Annotated in this window: 18 protein-coding genes; 9 read left to right on the top strand and 9 right to left on the bottom strand. The window is 74.8% G+C overall.

Annotated features, from left to right (window positions below; translation table 11 throughout):
• Position 1: 1 nt before the first annotated feature.
• From FIC82_RS14110 to FIC82_RS14100, 3 genes are read right to left on the bottom strand one after another with little or no spacing between them, the layout of a single operon-like run.
• On the bottom strand, positions 2-601 hold the full coding sequence (locus FIC82_RS14110; RefSeq protein WP_154798950.1) for an HhH-GPD-type base excision DNA repair protein: 600 nt from the start codon (positions 599-601) through the stop codon (positions 2-4).
• A gap of 8 nt (positions 602-609) precedes the next feature.
• Positions 610-1,020: a nitroreductase family deazaflavin-dependent oxidoreductase gene (locus FIC82_RS14105; protein ID WP_154798949.1), complete on the bottom strand. Its 411-nt coding sequence runs from the start codon at positions 1,018-1,020 to the stop codon at positions 610-612.
• A 35-nt stretch (positions 1,021-1,055) separates the two neighbouring features.
• Positions 1,056-2,006 (bottom strand): AraC family transcriptional regulator, encoded by a 951-nt coding sequence (locus FIC82_RS14100; RefSeq protein ID WP_154798948.1) that lies wholly within the window; start codon positions 2,004-2,006, stop codon positions 1,056-1,058.
• Between the two features lie 152 nt (positions 2,007-2,158).
• On the opposite strand from FIC82_RS14100, the gene FIC82_RS14095 reads away from it, so the two are divergent.
• The 4 genes from FIC82_RS14095 to FIC82_RS14080 all read left to right on the top strand — a co-directional run bounded on the left by FIC82_RS14095 (position 2,159) and on the right by FIC82_RS14080 (position 4,489).
• Positions 2,159-3,067 carry a Rossmann-fold NAD(P)-binding domain-containing protein gene (locus FIC82_RS14095; RefSeq protein ID WP_154798947.1) on the top strand — a complete coding sequence of 303 codons (909 nt, stop codon included), beginning with the start codon at positions 2,159-2,161 and terminating at the stop codon, positions 3,065-3,067.
• On the top strand, positions 3,064-3,534 hold the full coding sequence (locus FIC82_RS14090) for an anthrone oxygenase family protein (protein WP_154798946.1): 471 nt from the start codon (positions 3,064-3,066) through the stop codon (positions 3,532-3,534). Before FIC82_RS14095 ends, FIC82_RS14090 begins: the two co-directional genes overlap by 4 nt.
• Positions 3,535-3,608: 74 nt before the next feature.
• Positions 3,609-4,061: a CoA-binding protein gene (locus FIC82_RS14085; RefSeq protein WP_154798945.1), complete on the top strand. Its 453-nt coding sequence runs from the start codon at positions 3,609-3,611 to the stop codon at positions 4,059-4,061.
• Positions 4,058-4,489: a TIGR03667 family PPOX class F420-dependent oxidoreductase gene (locus tag FIC82_RS14080; RefSeq protein ID WP_154798944.1), complete on the top strand. Its 432-nt coding sequence runs from the start codon at positions 4,058-4,060 to the stop codon at positions 4,487-4,489. The genes FIC82_RS14085 and FIC82_RS14080 overlap by 4 nt, the downstream gene beginning before the upstream one ends.
• A 1-nt stretch (position 4,490) precedes the next feature.
• Here the strand turns inward: FIC82_RS14080 and FIC82_RS14075 are convergent, their stop codons facing one another.
• The 4 genes from FIC82_RS14075 to FIC82_RS14060 all read right to left on the bottom strand — a co-directional run bounded on the left by FIC82_RS14075 (position 4,491) and on the right by FIC82_RS14060 (position 8,125).
• Positions 4,491-5,009, bottom strand: a complete 519-nt coding sequence (locus FIC82_RS14075) for a hypothetical protein (protein WP_154798943.1) — start codon at positions 5,007-5,009, stop codon at positions 4,491-4,493.
• A 25-nt stretch (positions 5,010-5,034) separates the two neighbouring features.
• On the bottom strand, positions 5,035-5,937 hold the full coding sequence (locus FIC82_RS14070) for a putative F420-0 ABC transporter ATP-binding protein (protein WP_154798942.1): 903 nt from the start codon (positions 5,935-5,937) through the stop codon (positions 5,035-5,037).
• Entirely contained in the window at positions 5,934-6,929 is a 996-nt protein-coding gene (locus FIC82_RS14065) for a putative F420-0 ABC transporter permease subunit (RefSeq protein ID WP_154800307.1), read from the bottom strand. Before FIC82_RS14065 ends, FIC82_RS14070 begins: the two co-directional genes overlap by 4 nt.
• 116 nt (positions 6,930-7,045) lie before the next feature.
• Positions 7,046-8,125, bottom strand: coding sequence for a putative F420-0 ABC transporter substrate-binding protein (locus FIC82_RS14060; protein ID WP_253691185.1), 1,080 nt, complete (start codon positions 8,123-8,125; stop codon positions 7,046-7,048).
• Between the two features lie 299 nt (positions 8,126-8,424).
• Here FIC82_RS14060 and FIC82_RS14055 point away from each other — a divergent pair, with 299 nt between their 5' ends.
• The 3 genes from FIC82_RS14055 (at position 8,425) to FIC82_RS14045 (ending at position 11,451) form a co-directional block, all read left to right on the top strand.
• The gene (locus FIC82_RS14055; RefSeq protein ID WP_253691183.1) at positions 8,425-9,240 is read left to right on the top strand and encodes an SDR family oxidoreductase; all 816 of its coding nucleotides are present in this window, start codon (positions 8,425-8,427) and stop codon (positions 9,238-9,240) included.
• Between the two features lie 84 nt (positions 9,241-9,324).
• Positions 9,325-10,917: a molybdopterin-dependent oxidoreductase gene (locus tag FIC82_RS14050; RefSeq protein WP_154798941.1), complete on the top strand. Its 1,593-nt coding sequence runs from the start codon at positions 9,325-9,327 to the stop codon at positions 10,915-10,917.
• A gap of 336 nt (positions 10,918-11,253) precedes the next feature.
• The gene (locus FIC82_RS14045; protein WP_154798940.1) at positions 11,254-11,451 is read left to right on the top strand and encodes a hypothetical protein; all 198 of its coding nucleotides are present in this window, start codon (positions 11,254-11,256) and stop codon (positions 11,449-11,451) included.
• Here FIC82_RS14045 and FIC82_RS14040 read toward each other — a convergent pair.
• Together FIC82_RS14040 and FIC82_RS14035 are read right to left on the bottom strand one after the other, a co-directional pair.
• Entirely contained in the window at positions 11,430-11,939 is a 510-nt protein-coding gene (locus FIC82_RS14040) for a hypothetical protein (protein ID WP_154798939.1), read from the bottom strand. The two genes, FIC82_RS14045 and FIC82_RS14040, sit on opposite strands and share 22 nt — an antisense overlap.
• Positions 11,936-14,806, bottom strand: a complete 2,871-nt coding sequence (locus FIC82_RS14035) for a hypothetical protein (RefSeq protein ID WP_154798938.1) — start codon at positions 14,804-14,806, stop codon at positions 11,936-11,938. The genes FIC82_RS14040 and FIC82_RS14035 overlap by 4 nt, the downstream gene beginning before the upstream one ends.
• A gap of 388 nt (positions 14,807-15,194) precedes the next feature.
• Here FIC82_RS14035 and ileS point away from each other — a divergent pair, with 388 nt between their 5' ends.
• Together ileS and FIC82_RS14025 are read left to right on the top strand one after the other, a co-directional pair.
• Positions 15,195-18,656, top strand: coding sequence for an isoleucine--tRNA ligase (gene ileS, locus FIC82_RS14030; RefSeq protein ID WP_154798937.1), 3,462 nt, complete (start codon positions 15,195-15,197; stop codon positions 18,654-18,656).
• Positions 18,653-20,068 carry a bifunctional folylpolyglutamate synthase/dihydrofolate synthase gene (locus FIC82_RS14025; RefSeq protein ID WP_168731891.1) on the top strand — a complete coding sequence of 472 codons (1,416 nt, stop codon included), beginning with the start codon at positions 18,653-18,655 and terminating at the stop codon, positions 20,066-20,068. Before ileS ends, FIC82_RS14025 begins: the two co-directional genes overlap by 4 nt.
• Positions 20,069-20,141 lie beyond the last annotated feature (73 nt).

Raw genomic sequence — 20,141 nt, 5'->3', positions numbered from 1 at the left:
GTCAGGCCTTCGCGGCCTTGGCCGCCGCCTTCTGCTCCTTCTTGAAGGCGCGCACCTGGGCGAGCGACTCGGGGCTCGTGACGTCGGCGATGGACCGGCGCGACCCCTCGTCGCCGTAGTGGCCCGCGGCCTCGCGCCACCCCGCGGGCTCCACGCCCCGCTGCTTGCCGAGCAGGGCGAGGAAGATCCGCGCCTTCTGGTCGCCGTACCCGGGCAGCGCCCGCAGCCGGGCGAGCACCTCGGCACCGGTCGGGGCACTCTCGCCGTCGGCGCCGGGCGCGGTCCAGATCCGCGTCGCGTCGCCGTCGTACTCGTCGACGACGACGCGCGCCAGGTCCTGCACCCGCGCCGCCATCGAGCGCCCGTACCGGTGGATCGCGGGCGGGGTCGTGGCGAGCGTGACGAACGCGTCGGGGTCCGCGTCCGCGACGGCGCGCGGGTCGATGGAGCCGAGGCGGTCGCGGATCTTGCGGGGCCCGGCGAACGCGTGCTCCATCGGGTACTGCTGGTCGAGGAGCATGCCGACGAGGAGGGCGAACGCGTCGTCGCTGAGGAGCGCGTCCGCGTCGGGGTCACCGGTGATCCAGAGCTGGTCGGTCATGCCGTCCATCATGGCAGGGTGCGGCGCAGCCGTCCGGTGCGGAACTCGTCGACCCCCGTGCGGCGCAGGACGGCGCTCGTCCAGCCGGGCAGCAGTCGCAGCCCGTCCTCGCCCGTGACGCGGCGCAGGTCGTCGACCGCGTAGCGCTCGTCGCGGCGCTCCAGCTCGAACGACCCGGCGGCGTCGACGTTGCGCACCCAGTCGACGTCGGGTCCGTACGTGAGAGCCAGGACCACGCGGACGCCGGGGTCCTCCGGCGCCCGGTAGGCGAAGGCGAAGACGGGCGTGCGGTAGGGGCGCCCGCTGCGGCGCCCGACGTGGCGGACCACCGCCATGGGCCCGACGCCCGTCGCGACGCGCAGCATCACGGGGTTGAGGAAGCGCTTGTTGGATCTCGTCACCCAGCGGGGGATCGGCATGCCGACCATCCTGCCCGCGGTCGGTGCCGCGCGCCTCAGGCGGCACCCGCGCGTCGACGGTGCGTCGCAGGGCTGACCCCGCGCACGCGCTTGAACGCGGCGCTCAGCGCGAACGGTGACGCGTACCCGACGGTGCGCGCGACCGCCGTCAGCGTCGCGTCGGGCTCGAGCAGCAGGTCGGCCGCGAGGTCGAGGCGCCAGCCGGTGAGATAGCTCATCGGCGGCTCGCCGACGAGCGTCGTGAACCGTCGTGAGAACGCCGCGCGGGAGAGCCCGACCTCCCGGGCGAGGGAGTCGACCGTCCACGCGCGCGCCGGGTCGTGGTGGACGAGGCGCAGGGCCGCACCGACCACCGGGTCCGCGTCCGCGCGGTACCAGCCGGGCGCGTCGTCGCGCGAGAGCCAGGTCCGCAGGCACGAGATGAGGAGCAGGTCGAGCAGGCGGTCGAGCACGGCCTCCTGCCCGGGCAGGTCCTGGACCACCTCCCGGGCGAGCATCTCGACCAGGACGCCGTCGACCTCGTCGCCGCGCAGCACCACACGCCGCGGGAGGACGCGCAGGACCCGGCGGCCCACCTCGCCGTCGAGCGGGTACGTGCCCGTGACGATCACGGTCTCTCCGTCGGGGTCGTTTCCCCAGGACCGGACGCCGAGCACGGTCATGGGGGAGGGGCCGCCGTCGACCGCACGGCACATGTCGGGCTCCGGCCCGACGACGACCTGCGGCGCGGTCGTGGGCGCGTCGGCCACGACGTAGTGCGCCGGGCCGCGCAGCAGCACGACGTCTCCTGCCGCGACGTGCTCGCCCGGGTCGGACGGCTCGTCCCCGACGGCCGGGCCGACCCAGGCCGAGCCACGCAGCACGGGCACGATCGTCAGCGGCGACTCGTCCTCGATGCGCATGCCCCAGGGGGCGCGGAGATGGCTGCGCAGGAGGAAGGCCCCGCGGGCGCGCGGCCCGTCGAGGAGCCCGGCGACGACGTCCATGCGGCCAGGGTACGCACGGGTGCGTGTCCTCGACCAGGGTCGAACGGGAGACGATCGCGCATGGGGACGAGCGTCAGAACCATGTCGCGTCTCGTCAGAGGCCGGTTGACTGGCAGACGTCCAGCGCACGAACCCTCGACAGGAGAGTCGCCATGAGCGCCACCGCACCGACCGCGACCACCGATCCGGGCGTCGCCCCGGGCACCACCGCGAGCACGACGACCGGCCCGGTCCTCGTCCTCGGCGCGACCGGCAAGACCGGCCGCCGGGTCGCCGACCGTCTCGACGCGCTCGGGATCCCCGTGCGGCGCGCGTCCCGCTCGGGGGCCGTCCGCTTCGACTGGGAGGACGAGGCCACGTGGGGTCCCGCCGTCACCGGGGCCGAGGCGGTGTACGTGGTGTACGTGCCCGACCTCGCGGTCCCGGGCTCCCCGGAGACCGTCGCCCGGTTCGCGGCCCTCGCCCGCGAGGCGGGGGTGCGCCGGCTCGTCCTGCTCTCGGGGCGCGGCGAGGTCGAGGCGCAGCGCGCGGAGGGCCTCGTCGCCGACGCGTTCCCCGCCCGCACCGTGGTGCGGTGCGCGTTCTTCGCCCAGAACTTCAGCGAGAGCTTCCTGCTGGACCCCGTGCTCGACGGCGTCCTCGCGCTCCCCGTCGACCAGGTCGCCGAGCCGTTCGTCGACCTCGAGGACGTCGCCGACGTCGCCGTCGCGGCCCTCACCCGCGACGGGCACGCGGGCCGGGTCTACGAGCTCACCGGGCCGCGCGCGATCACGTTCGCCGAGGCCGTCGCGGAGATCACCGCCGCGAGCGGACGGGACGTGTCGTTCGTCCCGATCACGATGGACGAGTTCGTCGCGGGGCTCCGCGCGATCGGGCTGCCCGACGACGTCGTGGGCCTCATGCGCTACCTCTTCACCGAGGTGCTCGACGGGCGCGGCACCCCCGTCGCGGACGGGGTCCGGCAGGCGCTGGGCCGCGAGCCGCGGGACTTCCGCGACTTCGCCGCGCGCGAGGCCGCGACCTGGTCGGTGAGGGGTCCGCTCCCGGGGCGGCCGTCATGAGCGTCTTCACCGTTCTGGTGGTCGCGGGTGCCGTCGCGACCGGGCTCGCGGGCGGGGTGCTCTTCGCGTTCTCCACGTTCGTCATGGGCGGCCTGCGCCGCCTCCCGGCCGTCGAGGGTGCGACCGCGATGGTCGCGATCAACAAGGACGCCGTCAGGCCACCCCTCATGCTCCTGCTCGCGGCGAGCGTGCTCGTGCCCGCGGCGGCGGCTGTCGTCGGCCTGGTCGGCGGGACGTCCGGTGCCGGGTGGGCGCTCGCGGGCGCGGTCGTCGCGGTCGTCGGGATCCTCGGCGTCACGGCCGTGGGCAACGTCCCGCTCAACGACCGCCTCGACGCCGCGGCGCCCCGGCACGACGACCTCGCCGCCACCTGGACCGCGTTCCTCCCGCGCTGGCTCGCGTGGAACCACGTGCGGACCGTCGCGGGCGCCGTCGCGACCGCGCTGCTCGCGCTCGCCCTCGTCTGACGTCGACCCGTGCCTCGTGCCGCTTCCGGGACCGCGGGCGGAATAGCCGCGGGCGGGGCCGGGTTGCGCACGACATGAGCGACGTCGCAGCCGCCGAGCCGGCCCACGAGCAGGAGACCGTCCGCCGTGTCCTGGAGGGCACCGAGACCTGGGCCGTCGTCGGCCTCTCGAACAACACCGCGCGCGCGGCGTACGGCGTGGCGCGCGTGCTGCAGCAGCACGGCAAGCGCATCGTCCCCGTGCACCCGTCCGCCGAGACCGTGCACGGCGAGCAGGGGTACGCGACGCTCGCGGACGTGCCGTTCCCCGTGGACGTCGTCGACGTGTTCGTGCGCTCCGAGCTCGCGGGCGACGTCGCCGACCAGGCCGTCGCGATCGGGGCGAAGGCCGTCTGGTTCCAGCTCGACGTGATCGACGAGGAGGCCGCGCAGCGCGTCCGCGACGCCGGCCTCGACATGGTCATGGACCGCTGCCCCGCGATCGAGCTGCCGCGCCTGGCGGCTACCACCCCCGACAAGGAGGCATGACCGTGACCGCGATCGACACGACGACCGACCTGGGCGCGCGCGCCGCCGCGCGCCTCCCGGTAGAGCAGGTCCTCTGGCTCGTCACCGTCGACCCGCACGACGCACCCCAGCCGACCCCGGTGTGGTTCCGCTGGGACGGCGCCGACGAGGTCGTCGTGAAGTCCCAGCCGCGCACCGCGAAGCTCCGTAACGTCCGGGGCAACCCGCGGGTCGCGGTGCACCTCAACAGCACCGCCACGGGAGGTGACGTCGTCGTCCTCACCGGCACCGCCGCGATCGACGACGCCGGCCTGACGCCCGCCGAGCGCGCCGCGTACGACGCGAAGTACGACGAGGGGATCCGTGGCCTCGGCACGACCCCCGACGGCTTCCACGACGACTACTCCGTCACCGTCCGCATCCGCCTCGAACGCCTCCGCGGGTACTGAGTCAGCGGTCGAGGCGGGCGGCGGCCAGGTCGAGGGCGGTGTCGAGCTCGTCCTTCGGGAGTCGCAGCTCGCCGATCGACACGGAGAAGGGACCCTCGTCCAGACCGAGGGCCCGGGCCGCGGGCTCGAGGTCGAGGCCCGCGCCGTCGTCGGTGACACCGGTCCCGACGTAGACCGGCATGCCGGACACCTCGGGCAGCACGACCACGAGGACGGCGGCCAGCGCGTCCGGGTGCAGGTCGGGACCCTCGGCGTCCTCGGTCGGGAGCAGGCTCACCCCGACGCCCAGGTCGCACGCGCCCTCGCAGTTGCTCGCCCCGGTGTAGAGGCTCACGTCGACGGGGAGGTCCGCGTCGTCCAGGGCGTCCTGGACCGCGGGGAGCGCGTCGTCGACGTCCGCGTACGAGACGTTCGAGCTGTCGAACGGGGACCGGCCGTCGAGCACCGCGCAGCCGGTGAGGGGCACGACGCACGCCGCGACGAGCGACCGACGACCACGAGGGACCAGGGAGGGGCGCACCCGCCGAGGGTACGCGAACGGGCGCTCAGTCCTGCGGCGCGAACGTGAGGACGGGGCGCCCCGTGCGCGGGTGCACCAGCACGTCGCTGCGCACCCCGTAGACCGGGTCGAGGACGTCGGGGACCAGCACGTCACGCACGTCGCCCGCGGCCACGACCCGGCCGTCCGCGAGCACGACGACGTGGTCGCACGTCTGGGCGGCGAGGTTGAGGTCGTGGAGCGCGGCGAGGACCGTCACGCCGTCGTGCGCGAGGTCCCGCAGGACGCGCATCGTGTCGAGCTGCGCGGCGATGTCGAGGTGGTTCGTCGGCTCGTCGAGCAGGAGCAGCGCGGGCTCCTGCGCAAGGGCGCGGGCCAGGTGCACGCGCTGGCGCTCGCCGCCCGAGAGCGTCGCGACCTCGCGGTCCGCGAACGCGGCCATCCCCGCGCGCGCGAGCGCCGCGGTCGCGACCTCCCGGTCGCGGGCGGAGTCGCCCGCCAGGAGCGCACGGTGCGGGATGCGGCCGAGCAGGACGGCGTCGAGCACGGAGAGTGGCAGGTCGGTCGACGCGTCCTGCTCGACGAGCGCGAGGACGCGCGCGCGGCGCCGCCGCGGCAGAGCGAGCAGGTCCGTCCCCTCGAAGCGCACCTGCGCGGCGTCCCCGGCGGCCCCGGCGGACGGGGCCCGCACGCCCGCGAGCACGCGCAGCAGCGTCGACTTCCCCGAGCCGTTGGGCCCGAGCAGCCCGCTCACCGCGCCCGTGGGGGCGGTGCAGTCGACCCCGTCGAGGATCAGCCGGCCGTCGACCGACCACGACACGCGCCTCGCGTCCAGGCCACCCGCGTCCTGCGGGCCGGTCGCGCCGGGACCGACCTCCACGACGTCCTGCGGCCCGCCGACGCCGACGCCGGAGGGCGCGTCCGTCGTCGTCCGGGTCGTCTCGCTCATGCGGACCTCCTCCCGCGCCACAGGAGCAGCGCGAACACCGGGGCGCCGATCGCGGCGGTGACGATCCCCACGGGCAGCTCGCGCGGCGCGAAGACCGTGCGCGCGAGCGTGTCCGCCCAGACGAGGAACGTCGCGCCGAACAGCGCGGACAACGGCAGGAGCAGCCGGTGCCGGGCGCCGGTGAGCAACCGCACCGCGTGCGGCAGGATGAGCCCGACGAACCCGATCGACCCGGACTGCGACACGAGCGCCCCGGTCAGCAGCGCGACGCCCACGAGCACCGTCCAGCGCACGCGCGCGACGTCGACCCCGAGCGTGGACGCCGCGGTGTCGCCGAACGTGAAGGCGTCGAGCACGGAGCCGGTCGAGGCGAGCAGCGTCCCGAGCACGAGGGTCGCGCCGCCCGCGACCGCGACCGAGGTCCACGTCGCCCCGGCGACCGACCCCATGAGCCACGAGAGGATCTCGCGGTACGAGTCGCCCGTCGCGGACCAGAAGATGACGAAGCTCGTCGCGGCCGCGGCGAGCTGGCTCACCGCGAGGCCCGCGAGCACGGTCCGCGTCGGCGTGAGCGCGCCGAGCGCGCCCGCGAGCCCGAGCGCCGCGACGAGCGCGAGCACGGCGCCCCCGAACGCCGCGACGGGCAGGAGCACGGTCCACCCGGCGACGAGCACGAGCACCGCGCCGAGCGACGCGCCCGACGACAGCCCGAGGAGGTACGGGTCGGCGAGCGGGTTGCGCGTGAGCGACTGCATGACGACGCCGCACACGGCCAGCCCGGCGCCGACCGCGGCGGCGGTCAGCACGCGCGGCAGGCGGAGCTGCCACACCATGCCGTCCTGGAGCGCGCCGAGCGGCTCGAGGCCGAGCAGCCCGCCGAGCCCGAGGTGGGTCGCGACCGAGCGCCACACGTCCCCGACCGCGAGGTCGGCGGGGCCGATCGTCACGGTCACGAGGACCGTCGCGACGAGCGCACCCACCCCGACGGGCAGCCACCACGCGGCACCGCGCCGAGAAGCGGGCTTCCGCCCCGGACGTGGTCGGTCCGGGGGCGGGAACCCACGCCTCGGCGGGTGCGGCGCAGTGCCGGTCGCGCGGTCGGTCGCGGTCACAGGTCGAGCGCCTCCAGCTGCGCCGCGAGGTCCACGACCGCGTCGACGTTGCGGACGCCCGCCTCGGTCGCCGGGAACGGGATCGTCAGGTAGCGGCCCTCGCGCACCGCCGTCAACTCGGCCGTCGCCGGGTTGGACTCGAGACGCTCGATCTTCGCGGCGGCGGTGTTCCACGCGGCGTCGACGAGGACGAGGACGTCCGGGTCGGCGGCGATCGCCTCCTCCCACGCGAACGCCGTCCAGGTGTCGTGGACGTCGCCCGCGACGTTCTCCAGCCCGACGGCGTCCATGATCATCTGCGGCGCGCCGATGCCCGCGCCGACGTACGGGATGTCGTCCCCGGACGAGTACCACAGGGCCGTGAGCCCGCGCTCGTCCCGGGCGACGCCGTCGAGCGTGGCGCGCTGCTCGGCGACGAGGTCCGCGGCCGCGTCCTGCGCGTCGAAGATCGTGCCGACCTCCGTGATCTCGGCGAACACGTCGTCGAACGTCAACGGGTCCGGCATGTACTCCGGCGCCTTGCACGCGGCGGGGGAGACGTACGTCGCGACGCCGAGCTGCGCGAGCGTCTCGCGGTCGCCCGCACCGTCGGCCGTGAGGTTCGACTCCCAGCCCGCATAGACGAGGTCCGGCTCGGTCTCCAGGACCGCCTCCGCGCCGGGCACCTGATCGGACAGCGGCTCGGCGACGGCGGGGACGTCCGCCGCGGCATCGGCGAGCGAATCTGGCACGGGGCCGTCGGCGAACGCGCTCGCGACGATGCGGTCGCCCAGCCCGAGCGCGAGCAGCATCTCCGTGGTGCTCGACTTGATCGTCACGACGCGCTCGGGCGCCGCGTCGAACGTCACCTCGAACCCGCAGTCGTCGAGCGTGAGCGGGTACGTCGTGGCCGTCGCCGTCGCCGTCGTCCCGCCCGACGGCGAGGCGTCGCCGCCCCCGGACGGGCCGCTCCCGGGCGCCGTGCCCGACGAGCAGGCGGTGAGCAGCAGCGCGAGCGCGGCCGCCGGGAGCACGAGGACGGCGCGGCGGGCGGACCGGCGGGGCAGAGCGTGGGTCAGGGTGCGAGGGGAGGGCACGGGCGAGGTCTCCGGGGTCGGGCGCGCAGCGGCCGCCCTCGGTGGGCGCGCCGCTGCGGCGGTGCGTTCTGGACGCCGGCCGGCGAGCGCCGGCCGGGACCGACGCGTCATCTCGCGTCGCGCGGACCCGCGGCACAGATCCGGTGCCGCCCCGACGGGCCAGTGCAGGGCCCGTGATCCTCCGCCAGCCTAGTCCTTCTGCCGAGGTGCGTGCCGGGTGCGGCGCGACGTGCCCGACCGGTGGGACGCCTCGTGCGGGACGGCGGACCACGCGGGGGCCGCGTGGCAGAGTGTCCGTCGTGACGGAGCCATCGAACCTGCCTGCCCCCACCCCCTCGACCGCACCGCTGCGCGCGGTGGTGACCGGCGCGTCGTCGGGCATCGGGGAGGCGTGCGTCCGGCTCCTGCGCGCCCGCGGCTGGGACGTCGTCGCGTTCGCGCGGCGCGCGGACCGGCTCGCCGAGGTCGCGGAGCGCACGGGCGCGCACCCGGTCGTCGGGGACGTCACGTCCGACGACGACGTCGCGCGCCTCGTCGCGGAGGCGGGTGCGCGCGGGCCGGTGCACGCGCTGCTCAACGTCGCAGGGTTCGGGCTCGGCGTCGACCACGTCGACGAGGCGAAGATCGACGAGTGGCGCGCGATGTACGAGACGAACGTGCTCGGCACGGTGCGGGTCACGAAGGCGTTCCTCCCGCTCCTGCGCGCGTCGCGCCGCGGCGACATCGTGCTCATGACGTCCACTGCTGGCCACGACACGTACGTCGGAGGGTCCGGCTACGTCGCGTCGAAGCACGCGCTGCTCGGTGTCGCGAAGACGCTCCGGCTGGAGCTCGTCGGCGAGCCGATCCGCGTCATCGAGATCGCTCCGGGCCTCGTGCACACGCCGGAGTTCTCGCTCAACCGCTACCACGGTGACCAGGCGGGAGCCGACGCCGTGTATGCCGGCGTCGTGGACCCGCTCACCGCGGACGACGTCGCGGACGTCGTGACCTTCGCCGTCACGCGCCCGCACCACGTCAACATCGACTCGCTGGTCCTGCGCCCCGTGGCGCAGGCGTCCACCTACTCGTTGTGGCGAGCGCCGCTCGTCCCCAAGGGCGTCGACCCGGCCTGACGGCTGCGCGGCCGGCCCCGGTGACGCGGGGACCGTGGCGCGCAGCCCGCGACGGGCGTTGACTGGGGGAGAGGAGGGCGACAGATGACGGACAGGTCCGGGCGGCACGGGCACCCGGGCGCGTGGGCTGCGCTCGCAGGCGTCGTGTGCGCGGCCGTGGGGTTCGCGGTCGCCGAGCTCGTCGCCGCCCTCGTCGGGCCCGGGTCGAGCCCGCTGTTCGCCGCCGGGGCCGGGGTGGTCGACGCCGTCCCGGGCCCGGTCAAGGACTGGGCCGTGGCGACGTTCGGCACGGCGGACAAGGCCGTCCTGCTCGGCGGGATGGCCGTCGTCCTCGCCGCGGGCGCGGCGCTCGCGGGCTGGCTCGAGCTCCGCCGTCCGCCGTGGGGTTCCGTGCTCCTGGGTGTCGTGGGTGCGGTCGCTGCACTCGTGGCCGCGACCCGGCCGGGTGCGAGCGTCGCGTGGGCGCTGCCCTCGCTCGTCGGGGTCGGGGTCGCGATCCTGCTGCTGCGCGCGTCGCTCGCGCCCCTGCGCGGCACGACCGAGGCGGGGGTCCTCGAGGGGGACGTCGAGGCCGGCGGCGGCGCGGGCACCGGCGTGCGCGGCCCGATGGACCGCCGTCGCTTCCTCCTGGTCACCGGTCTCGCGGCCGCGGCGGGCGTCGTCGCGCTCGCGACCTCCCGCGCGGTGTCGGCCGGGTCGCGCGCCGTCACCGCTGCGCGCGAGGCGCTGCGGCTGCCGGCGCCGGCGACGCCCGCGCCGTCCGTCCCCGCGGGGGCGGACCTGCGGGTCCCGGGACTCGCGCCGTACGTCACGCCGAACGACGACTTCTACCGGATCGACACCGCGCTGCGCGTGCCCCAGGTCGACCCTGCTTCGTGGACCCTGCGCGTGACCGGTCTCGTCGAGGAGCCGTTCGAGCTCACGCTCGACGAGGTGCTCGCGCTCCCGCTCACGGAGCACCACGTGACGCTGACGTGCGTGTCGAACGAGGTCGGCGGCGACCTCGTGGGCAACGCGCGGTGGCTCGGGTACCCCGTGCACGAGCTGCTGGCGCGGGCCGGGGTCCAGGACGGCGCCGACATGGTCCTGTCCACGAGCGCCGACGGCTGGACCGCGAGCACGCCGCTCGACGTGCTCACCGACCCCGGCCGGGCGTGCCTGCTCGCCGTCGGGATGAACGGCGAGCCGCTGCCCGCCGAGCACGGGTTCCCCGCGCGGCTCGTGGTCCCGGGTCTCTACGGCTACGTCTCGGCGACCAAGTGGGTCACCGATCTCAAGGTCACGACGTTCGCCGACGACGTCGCGTACTGGTCCACGCGCGGCTGGTCGGAGCGCGGCCCGATCAAGCTCGCGTCGCGCGTCGACACGCCGCGCGCGGGGGCGCCGGTGCCGGCGGGCGTCGTGACCGTCGCGGGCGTCGCGTGGGCGCAGCACACCGGGATCGCGGGTGTGGAGGTCCGGGTCGACGACGGCACGTGGCGCACGGCGACCCTCGCCGACACGGTGGGGCCTGACACGTGGCGGCAGTGGTCGTACACGTGGGACGCCACGCCGGGGGAGCACCGCCTGACGGTCCGCGCGACCGACGCCGGCGGCCGCACGCAGACCGCCGACGTCGCCCCGCCCGCCCCCGACGGTGCGTCCGGCTGGCACGAGGTCACCGTCCGCGTGCAGTGAGCCGTCACCCTCGCGCAGGCCTCGTCGTCCGGCCCGTGGACCCGGGGTTGCCTGCCGTCGGTCCGCCCTGGCAGCATGTCCGCGTGACCTCCCCGCGCCCCACGAGCAGCACGCTCGTCCCCGCGCGCCCGCAGGTCCTCTCCGCCACCTGTTGTTGAGGGCTCGCGGCGCCCTGCGCAGCCCCGACCTGGTGTCCGCGAGCAGCCTCCCGCCCCTCCCTCCTGTCGAAGGGGCGTGACGGTCGCCGGTCTCGTGCCACGGGCTCATCGATGAGTCCCGCGCGACGCCCGGGTCTGCACCTCCGGACGCCCACCGAGCACAGGACGCGAGACCACCATGTACGTTCCCCCGAGCTTTCCCCGCTACCGCCCGACGACGCCGCTCGCCGCGCCGTCGCCCGAGGCCGTCCGCCCGCGCGCCGCGACGACCGCCGTCGGGCACGACGCTCGCCCGCCCCTCACGCTGGAGTGGCTCGTCGCCCGGGACATCGACGCCTACACGGCGCGTCGACGTCAGGACCGCGAGACGCGGTAGCCGGCGCTCACCGTCAGCTCGCCGCTGGACGTGAGCGCGACCACCTCGGTGATGGCCGCCTTGAGGGAGCCGGTGAACGAGATCCTCTGGTTCACGTCCACGGAGTCGAGGGTGAGGTCCGAGCCCCCCACGGCGAACGCCGGGCGCAGCCGCGCCAGCATGGTGTCGACGAGGGTGCCGACGTAGTCCTGGAGCCTGCTCAGGAGCGCCTGGTGGACGTCGCGTGCTCGGCGACCGGCCTCCTCCATGCACCGCTCCGCGAGCGCGACGGCGGCGTCCCGCGCCGCCGTGGCCCGTTCCGCGCCGTGGACGAAGGCCTCCCGGAGGGCCCGCTCGATCGACTCCCAGACCTCGGAGAGCTTGCCGAGGAAGCCGCCGTCGGCGGGTGCCGACAGTCCGGCGAGGTCGTCCCCGCCGGCGCCGAGCGCGCCCGCGTGGGCCAGCGCGTCCTCGAACCCCTGACGGTCGAGCAGTCCGATCGCGATCATGATTCCTCCTTCTGCAGCGGCCGGACGTCCCAGCCGGGGCCACGGTGCGAGAACAGCGAGTCGAGGAACCCCGGGTCGAGGTCGTGCGGCGCGTCCGTAGGACCGGCGACACCGGTGGCGAGCAGCGTCGCCAGGAGCGGCCCGAGCGCGGCGGACTCGTCCGACGCGAGCGCGCGCACACCGACGCGCAGGACGTCCTCGACCTGCTCGCCGGGCCATCCGAGCAGGCCCAGCAGCGCCCGCCCCGAGCGGTCCACGACCCCCGGGCTCCCGGGGCTCGCGGCGAGGGTCGCGAGGCCCTGCACGAGGTCGCACCAGGCGGGGACCGCAGGGTGGACGTCGGAGCCCTCGACCCTCGTCAGCCACGAGCGCGCGCGACGGGCGAGCGCGGGTCCGTCGTTGACGCGCAGGTCGAGCAGGGTGAGGGTGTCGGGACGGACGCGCGCCGTGACGTCCTCGAGCATCGACGGGGTCGGGTCGATGCCCCAGCACAGCCCGCTCGGGACGGCCTTGACGAACTCGCCGTAGCGCAGCGCCAGGACCTGGCCCGAGGTGAGGCCGTTCTCGCGCGAGTCCGCACGGTCGACGAAGCGGTGGACCTCCATGCGAGCGCCGCGCAGACGGGCGGTCTCGGAGCGCAGGAGCGCCATCTCGTCCGGCGTGAGGGGTATCCCGTACAGGGAGTAGCCGCCACGCCCGTCGTCGACGGTCTCGCTCGTCACCCGGAGCTGGAGGAAGAGCTGGGTGCGCGACCCGTCCTCTCCGACCCACAGCCAGAAGAGCGCGTCGAACCGACCTATCGGGACGAGGTGCATGCGTCGGGCACGGTCGTTCGAGAGGTGCTGGAGGTCGTCGGTCGCGAGCGTGCCCATGCTCGGCGCGGCGATGTCGAGGAGGGGCGCGAGCAGGCCCCGCGTCTCGGGCGTGAGGTGGCCCAGCTCGCGGTCGCGACCGGACCGGGGAGCTGCGGCGGCCTCGGCGAGCAGCGCGGCGTCGCGCGTGGTCGGCTCGTGCGCCTCCTCGCCGGTCCAGGGGTCGAGCGGGGTCCGTCGACGGTACGGGTCGAGCCGCGCGATCGCGCGGTCGTCGAGGGCGGCGGTCCGACCCACCCACTCGGTCATGAGCGCGACCGCTCGTTCCTCGAACTCCTCGAGGGGCAGGCTCAGGTCGGGGAGGGCGTGCCGGGTCGTGGCGCGCGTCGCACCGAGGAGCGACTGGTACGCCTCGATCCCGCCCAGGTCCCGCTGCGCTCGCCAGGCCGCGACCACCCCGCGCACGGCGAGGTAGCCCGCAAGGTAGCGCGAGTGCGAGCGTCCCAGGTAGGTCCGCAGACGATGCGCCGCCAGCCCGCCGAGCGCGTCCGCGTAGAGCTGCTCGGCCTCGCCGTGCCGCGCTGCGTACCACTCCTCGACGGGCGGGTCGTGGGCCGGGTCCCAGACCCGGTCCACGAGGTGCACCAACGGTCCGCCGAAGCTCGTCGTCCGCTCCGTGTCCGTGGTCGGGTCGCAGGCGAGCTCGCCGAACACCGCCACGCCCTCGAGCCAGGGGGTCCACACGTCGCGCAGGATCCGCGCCTTGACGACGAGCTCGAGCTGACGCTCGACGAACGGGAGCAGCACCGCCTCGGGCTCGAGCGACGCGAGCCCGCCGACGACCTCGGGGTCGGGGGTTCCCTCGCCCGACAGCCGGACGTGGTGGAGCACCTCGTCGGCGGTCGCGGCCGTGCGCAGCGCGGAGACGGCGGTGCCGAGCCACCCGTAGGCCGAGTCGATGTGGACCAGCTCGTGCCCGAGCGTGAGCACGATGTCGGCCTGGGCGGACTCCCGGCGGAACCCGGTCGAGAACGGCACGGCACTCCGGAAGGCGTGGTGGTCGATCGACCAGGCGTCGATGTCTGCGGTCGCGACCGAGCGCTCGGGCGGCGGGATGAGCAGGAGCCGTCGCTCGTCGAACTCGGTGCTGATCCCCTGGAGCGCGGCCATGGTCGACTGGAGCGCGTCCGCGTCGAACTGCCACACCGGGTCGACCAGGGGGCGGAGCCGGTCGAGCGCCGCGGACGCGGCCGGGTCGCGCAGGAACGCGAGGGTGTAGGTCGGCCCGAGGTCGCGGACCGTGCCCACGCTGTCCAGGACGGCGCGGACCTCGGTGGCGGCCGCCGTGGCTGCCGGTTCCGCAGTCGGCCGATACCGGCACGCGCTCTCGACGGCGTCCCAGAGTGCCAGGTCGTCGCGGGCCGAGGGGTCGACGAGCGACAGGCCGCGTGCGCGCCAGGCCAGCGCGAGTCGCGCGACGTCCTCGTCGTGACCGTTGGCCGCCGCGAACAGCGTCCCGGCCGCCGCCGTGATCGCCGGACCGGTGGCGGAGCACGCGTACGCGAGCATGACGCCGTTGATGCCGGCCGCGACCGCGGCGTCCGGGTCCGTCCCGGCGAGCCGCGCGCAGAGGTGCGACATCGCGGTCGCTGCGCGTGCCTCCGGGTCGTCGAAGCCCTCCCGGAGCATGGCGAGCCGCTCGCACGCCCCGGTCCACGCGGCGAGGAGCTCCCGCTCCTGGGAGGTGCCGACGAGGTCGCCGACCGGCACGGCGAGGCACAGGAGCCCCGACCCGCCCCGGTCCCAGTGGAGCAGCTGTGCCGTCACGAGGGCGGCGACGAGGTGGGTCGTGCACACGACGTCGTGCCTCGCCGCGGCGCGGTGCAGGTCGGACCCCGTCAGTCCGGGTTCGGCCGCCAGCAGCGTCTCGAGCGCGGGGAGCGCGCCCTCGACGTCGAACCGTGCCGCGACCCGTCCGAGCGTGATCACGCCGTCCGCGACGACGTGCGGGAGAGGGCCGTCCTGGTCCGTGGCGAGCGTGTGTGCCGGGCTCATACCCGGAGAGAGGACCGGGACTCCGGTTCCGGCCACGTCCCGGCCGCGGAGCTCCCCAGGCGGTAGGATCGGGGCACAGGCGTCGACCCGGCCATCACCGGCGAGCCTCCGGAAGAACGGGACCCGCGCCGTCGGGCAGGCCTGACGGCCCCGCGGCCAGGTCCTCACTAGAACCGGACGGGTGGGCCCGTCACAGCCTGCGACGAGCGGTCGGCGACCGCCCGCCGGGCCCGACGGCGTCGGGCGCGGAGGCGCACGCCGGCAAGCGAGGTGGTACCGCGGCGAGCCCGCCCCTGGGTGGGGGAGTCGTCCTCGCAGGAGAGCACGACCGACCCGTACCACCACGGCGGACCTCCGCCGGCCGCTACCCACCGGAGTCCTCGAGACCATGGCCTACCCGCTGCACCGCGACCCCGCGTCCGATCCCACCTCCGAGCCCACGACCGCGCAGCCCGGCGCCGCGTTCGGCGTCCCCGCCTCCCCGGACCTGCCCGCGATCGAGCGCGACGTGCTCGCCTACTGGGACGCGGACGACACGTTCCGCGCCTCGGTCGAGCGCAACCCCGCCGGCGAGAACGGCAGCAACGAGTTCGTCTTCTACGACGGTCCGCCCTTCGCGAACGGCCTGCCCCACTACGGGCACCTGCTCACGGGGTACGCGAAGGACGTCGTCCCGCGCTACCAGACCATGCGGGGCAAGCACGTCGAGCGCCGCTTCGGGTGGGACACGCACGGGCTGCCCGCCGAGCTCGAGGCGATGGACCAGCTCGGGATCAAGACCAAGGAGGAGATCCTCGAGCTGGGGATCGAGCGGTTCAACGACGCGTGCCGCGCGTCGGTGCTCAAGTACACGAGCGAGTGGCAGGACTACGTGACCCGCCAGGCGCGCTGGGTCGACTTCGAGCACGACTACAAGACGCTCGACCCGACGTTCATGGAGTCGGTCCTGTGGGCGTTCAAGCAGCTCTACGACAAGGGCCTGGTCTACGAGGGCTTCCGCGTGCTGCCGTACTGCTGGAACGACCAGACGCCGCTGTCCAACCACGAGCTGCGCATGGACGAGGACGTGTACCAGGTCCGCCAGGACCCGGCGGTCACCGTGGGCTTCCGGCTCGAGACGGGCGAGCTCGCGCTCATCTGGACGACGACGCCCTGGACGCTGCCGTCGAACCTCTTCGTCATGGTCGGCCCCGACGTCGAGTACGTCGTCGTGGAGTCGTCGTTCACGGGTGTCAAGGAGCGCTACGTGATCGCGGCCGAGCGCCTCGCGGCGTACGCGCGCGAGCTCGCCGACGAGGGCGTCGAGGACGTGACGACGCAGGTCGTCGAGCGGCTCACGGGCGCCGACCTCGTCGGGCGCTCCTACACGCCGCCGTTCTCGTACTTCTCCGGGCACGCCGGGGCGCACCGCGTGGTCGAGGCGGACTTCGTCACGACGACGGACGGTACCGGCCTCGTGCACAACGCCGGCGCGTTCGGCGAGGAGGACAAGGTCGTCTCGGACCGCGAGGGCGTCGAGCCCGTGCTGCCGGTCGCGTCCGACGGGAAGTTCGTCTTCCCCGTCGTCGACTACGAGAGCCTCCAGGTCTTCGACGCGAACGCGCTCATCATCGACCACCTCAAGGGCCGCACGCGCCACGACGCCGCGGTCGCCGCGGGCGAGCAGACCCCGGACCTCGCGCTCGGCGCGACGAGCGCCGGGACGGTGCTGCTGCGCCGCGAGTCGTACGCGCACTCCTACCCGCACTGCTGGCGCTGCCGGCAGCCGCTCATCTACATGGGCGTGTCGTCGTGGTTCGTCGCGGTGTCGAAGTTCAAGGACCGCATGGTCGAGCTCAACGAGCAGATCTCCTGGACGCCCGAGCACATCCAGCACGGCCAGTTCGGCAAGTGGCTGGAGAACGCGCGCGACTGGTCGATCACGCGCAACCGGTTCTGGGGCAGCCCCGTCCCCGTGTGGCGCTCGGACGACCCGCAGCACCCGCGCGTCGACGTCTACGGGTCGTTCGCCGAGCTCGAGCGCGACTTCGGCACGCTGCCGCGCAACGAGAAGGGCGAGCCGGACCTGCACCGCCCGTTCGTCGACCGCCTCACGCGGCCGAACCCCGACGACCCGACGGGCCGCTCGACCATGCGCCGCGTCGAGGACGTCATGGACGTCTGGTTCGACTCGGGGTCCATGCCCTACGCGCAGGTGCACTACCCGTTCGAGAACACCGACTGGTTCGAGCACCACAACCCGGGCGACTTCATCGTCGAGTACATCGGCCAGACGCGCGGCTGGTTCTACACGCTGCACGTGCTCGCGACCGCGCTGTTCGACCGCCCGGCGTTCCGCTCGGCCGTCTCGCACGGGATCGTGCTCGGCTCCGACGGCCGCAAGATGAGCAAGTCGCTGCGCAACTACCCGGACGTCAACGAGGTCTTCGACCGCGACGGCTCCGACGCGATGCGCTGGTTCCTCATGAGCTCGCCGATCCTGCGCGGCGGCAACCTCGTTGTCACGGAGGACGGGATCCGCGACGCGGTGCGCCAGGTGCTGCTGCCGCTGTGGAGCACGTACTACTTCTTCACCCTGTACGCGAACACGTCGAAGGCCCAGGCGCGCAGCGGCGGCGGGGTGCCCGACGGCGGCGGGTACGTCGCGCAGCGCGTCGCGCCCGAGCGCGTGACCGGGCTCCCGGCGCTCGACCGCTACCTGCTCGCGCGCACGCACGACCTCGTCGTGCGCGTGACCGGGCAGCTCGACGCGTACGACATCGCGGGCGCGTGCGAGACCGTGCGCGAGCACCTCGACGTCCTGACGAACTGGTACGTGCGCACGCAGCGCGACCGGTTCTGGGCGGAGGACGCCGACGCGTTCGACACGCTGTACACCGCGCTCGAGACGCTCACGCGCGTCATGGCGCCGCTCGCCCCGCTGCTCGCGGAGGAGGTCTGGCGCGGCCTGACGGGCGGGCGCTCGGTGCACATCACGGACTGGCCCGCGGCCACCGAGGAGGTCGGGGAGCGGTTCGACGGCGAGGACGGATCGTCCGCGACGGTCGTCCGTCACGTCCCGGACGCGTCCCTCGTGGCCGACCCTGGGCTCGTCGCCGCGATGGACGAGGTCCGTGCCGTCGCGTCCGCCGCGCTCGGTCTGCGCAAGGCGCACCAGCTCCGGGTGCGCCAGCCGCTCGCGCGGCTCACGGTCGTCGTGGACGACCCCGCGGCGCTCGCCCCGTACACCGACCTGCTCGCGCGCGAGCTCAACGTCAAGGCGGTCGACCTCGAGTCGACCGACTCCGACGCCGCCGAGCGGTTCGGCATCACGCAGCGCCTCGCCGTCAACGCGCGCGCCGCGGGCCCGCGCCTGGGGCGCGGCGTCCAGGCCGTCATCAAGGCCTCGAAGGCGGGTGCGTGGCGCGTGGACGACGCCGGCGACGTCGTCGTGACGACGGACGACGGCGACGTGGCGCTCCTGCCCGCCGAGTACGAGCTGACGACGGTGGTCGCCGACCGGGGGGTCGCCGAGGGTGAGGCGCCGAGCGTCGCCGCCGCAGTCCTCGCGGGTGGCGGGTTCGCCGTCCTCGACCTCGTGCTCGACGACGCGCTGCTGGCCGAGGGCTACGCGCGCGACGTCATCCGCGACGTGCAGGACGCGCGCAAGGCGGCGGGGCTGGACGTCGCGGACCGCATCCGCCTCTCGCTCGACGTGCCGGGCGAGTGGCTCGTCGCGGTCGACGAGCACCGTGAGCTCGTCGCGCGCGAGACGCTCGCGGTCGAGGTGGTCGTCGAGACGTCCCCGACCGACGTCCGCTCGGTGCGGGTCGAGAAGGTCGACGGCGCCGCCGAGGGGGCGGCACTGTGAGCGCCGCGCGCGCCGGCGGATCCCGCCGGAAGGACCAGAAGGACGCCCGCGCGGCGGCGGAGGACGCCGCCGCGCAGGCGGACCTCGAGCGCGTCTACCAGCACATCGTGTCCCGTGCCCCTGAGCACGACTTCGACCCGACGATCGACCGCGTGCGGCGGTTGTTCGAGCTGCTGGGCGACCCGCAGCACGCGTTCCGGACGATCCACCTCACCGGGACCAACGGCAAGACGAGCACGGCGCGCGTGGCCGAGCGCCTGGTGCGCGAGCACGGCCTGCGCACCGGGATGTTCACGAGCCCGCACCTGACGAGCGTCACCGAGCGCATCGTCGTCGACGGCGAGCCGCTCTCGCCGCGGCGGTTCGTCGAGGTGTGGGAGGACGTCTACCCGTACGTCCAGGTCGTCGACGCGGAGCTCGCCGAGGCCGGGCAGTCGCAGCTCAGCTTCTTCGAGGTGCTCACGGGCGTGGCGTTCGCGGCGTTCGCCGACACGCCCGTCGACGTCGCGATCGTCGAGGTCGGCATGGGCGGGGAGTGGGACTCGACCAACGTGGTCGACGCCGAGGTCGCCGTCGTGACGCCCGTCGCTCTCGACCACGAGCGCTGGCTCGGCAGCACGCTCGAGGAGATCGCGACGGTCAAGTCAGGCATCGTCAAGGACGGGGCGACCGTCGTCTCCGCCGCGCAGCGCCCGGAGGTCGAGGAGGTGCTGCGCGCCCGCGCCGAGCGCGTCGGTGCGCGCCTCCTGCGCGAGGGCGTCGACCTCGACGTCGCAGCGCGCCACGTCGCGGTCGGTGGCCAGCTCCTCGACCTGCGCACGCCCGCCGCGCTCTACACCGAGGTGTTCCTCCCGCTGCACGGGGAGCACCAGGCGCACAACGCGCTCCTCGCGCTCGCCGCGGTGGAGGCGTTCCTCGGCGGCCGCGCGCTCGACGGACCGCTCGTCGAGGCGGCGTTCGCGGACGTCACGTCGCCCGGCCGGCTCGAGGTCGTGCGGTCGAGCCCGACCGTCCTCGTCGACGCGGCGCACAACGCCGCGGGCGCGGAGGTGCTCGCGCTCGCGCTCGGCGAGGCGTTCGACCTGCGCCACCTCGTCGGGGTCGTCGCGATCATGGCCGACAAGGACGCCGAACCGCTGCTCGCGGCGCTCGAGCCGGTGCTGGCGGAGGTCGTCGTGACGCGCAACAGCTCGGAGCGCTCGGCCGACCCGACGGACCTCGCCGAGCTCGCCGCGGACGTGTTCGGCGAGGACCGGGTGCACAGCACCGAGCGCCTCGACGAGGCGCTCCAGATGGCGGTCGACCTCGCGGAACGGGACGACACGGTGGGAGTCGGGACGGGCTCGGGCGTGCTCGTCACGGGCTCGGTCGTGACGGTCGCCGACGCCCGCGTCCTCCTCGGCCGCGGCTGACGCCCCCGCCCCCGCGCGGGGTGTCCCTGCGCGCACGAGGCGCTCCACCCGGTGGCGTTCCTCCTGCGGGGAG

Origin of the sequence: Cellulosimicrobium protaetiae (assembly GCF_009708005.2) — a bacterium.
Taxonomy (GTDB): Bacteria; Actinomycetota; Actinomycetes; order Actinomycetales; family Cellulomonadaceae; genus Cellulosimicrobium; species Cellulosimicrobium protaetiae.
Note: the sequence above shows the minus strand (reverse complement) of the source record. Positions and strands in the feature narration are given on the sequence as shown.

Excerpts from the sequence above, each read along its gene's own strand:
- FIC82_RS14110 (WP_154798950.1), bottom strand. The coding sequence starts at position 601 with ATGACCGACCAGCTCTGGATCACCGGTGACCCCGACGCGGACGCGCTC.
- FIC82_RS14105 (WP_154798949.1), bottom strand. The coding sequence starts at position 1,020 with ATGCCGATCCCCCGCTGGGTGACGAGATCCAACAAGCGCTTCCTCAAC.
- FIC82_RS14100 (WP_154798948.1), bottom strand. The coding sequence starts at position 2,006 with ATGGACGTCGTCGCCGGGCTCCTCGACGGGCCGCGCGCCCGCGGGGCC.
- FIC82_RS14095 (WP_154798947.1), top strand. The coding sequence starts at position 2,159 with ATGAGCGCCACCGCACCGACCGCGACCACCGATCCGGGCGTCGCCCCG.
- FIC82_RS14090 (WP_154798946.1), top strand. The coding sequence starts at position 3,064 with ATGAGCGTCTTCACCGTTCTGGTGGTCGCGGGTGCCGTCGCGACCGGG.
- FIC82_RS14085 (WP_154798945.1), top strand. The coding sequence starts at position 3,609 with ATGAGCGACGTCGCAGCCGCCGAGCCGGCCCACGAGCAGGAGACCGTC.
- FIC82_RS14080 (WP_154798944.1), top strand. The coding sequence starts at position 4,058 with ATGACCGTGACCGCGATCGACACGACGACCGACCTGGGCGCGCGCGCC.
- FIC82_RS14070 (WP_154798942.1), bottom strand. The coding sequence starts at position 5,937 with ATGAGCGAGACGACCCGGACGACGACGGACGCGCCCTCCGGCGTCGGC.
- FIC82_RS14050 (WP_154798941.1), top strand. The coding sequence starts at position 9,325 with ATGACGGACAGGTCCGGGCGGCACGGGCACCCGGGCGCGTGGGCTGCG.
- FIC82_RS14045 (WP_154798940.1), top strand. The coding sequence starts at position 11,254 with ATGTACGTTCCCCCGAGCTTTCCCCGCTACCGCCCGACGACGCCGCTC.
- FIC82_RS14040 (WP_154798939.1), bottom strand. The coding sequence starts at position 11,939 with ATGATCGCGATCGGACTGCTCGACCGTCAGGGGTTCGAGGACGCGCTG.
- FIC82_RS14035 (WP_154798938.1), bottom strand. The coding sequence starts at position 14,806 with ATGAGCCCGGCACACACGCTCGCCACGGACCAGGACGGCCCTCTCCCG.
- ileS (WP_154798937.1), top strand. The coding sequence starts at position 15,195 with ATGGCCTACCCGCTGCACCGCGACCCCGCGTCCGATCCCACCTCCGAG.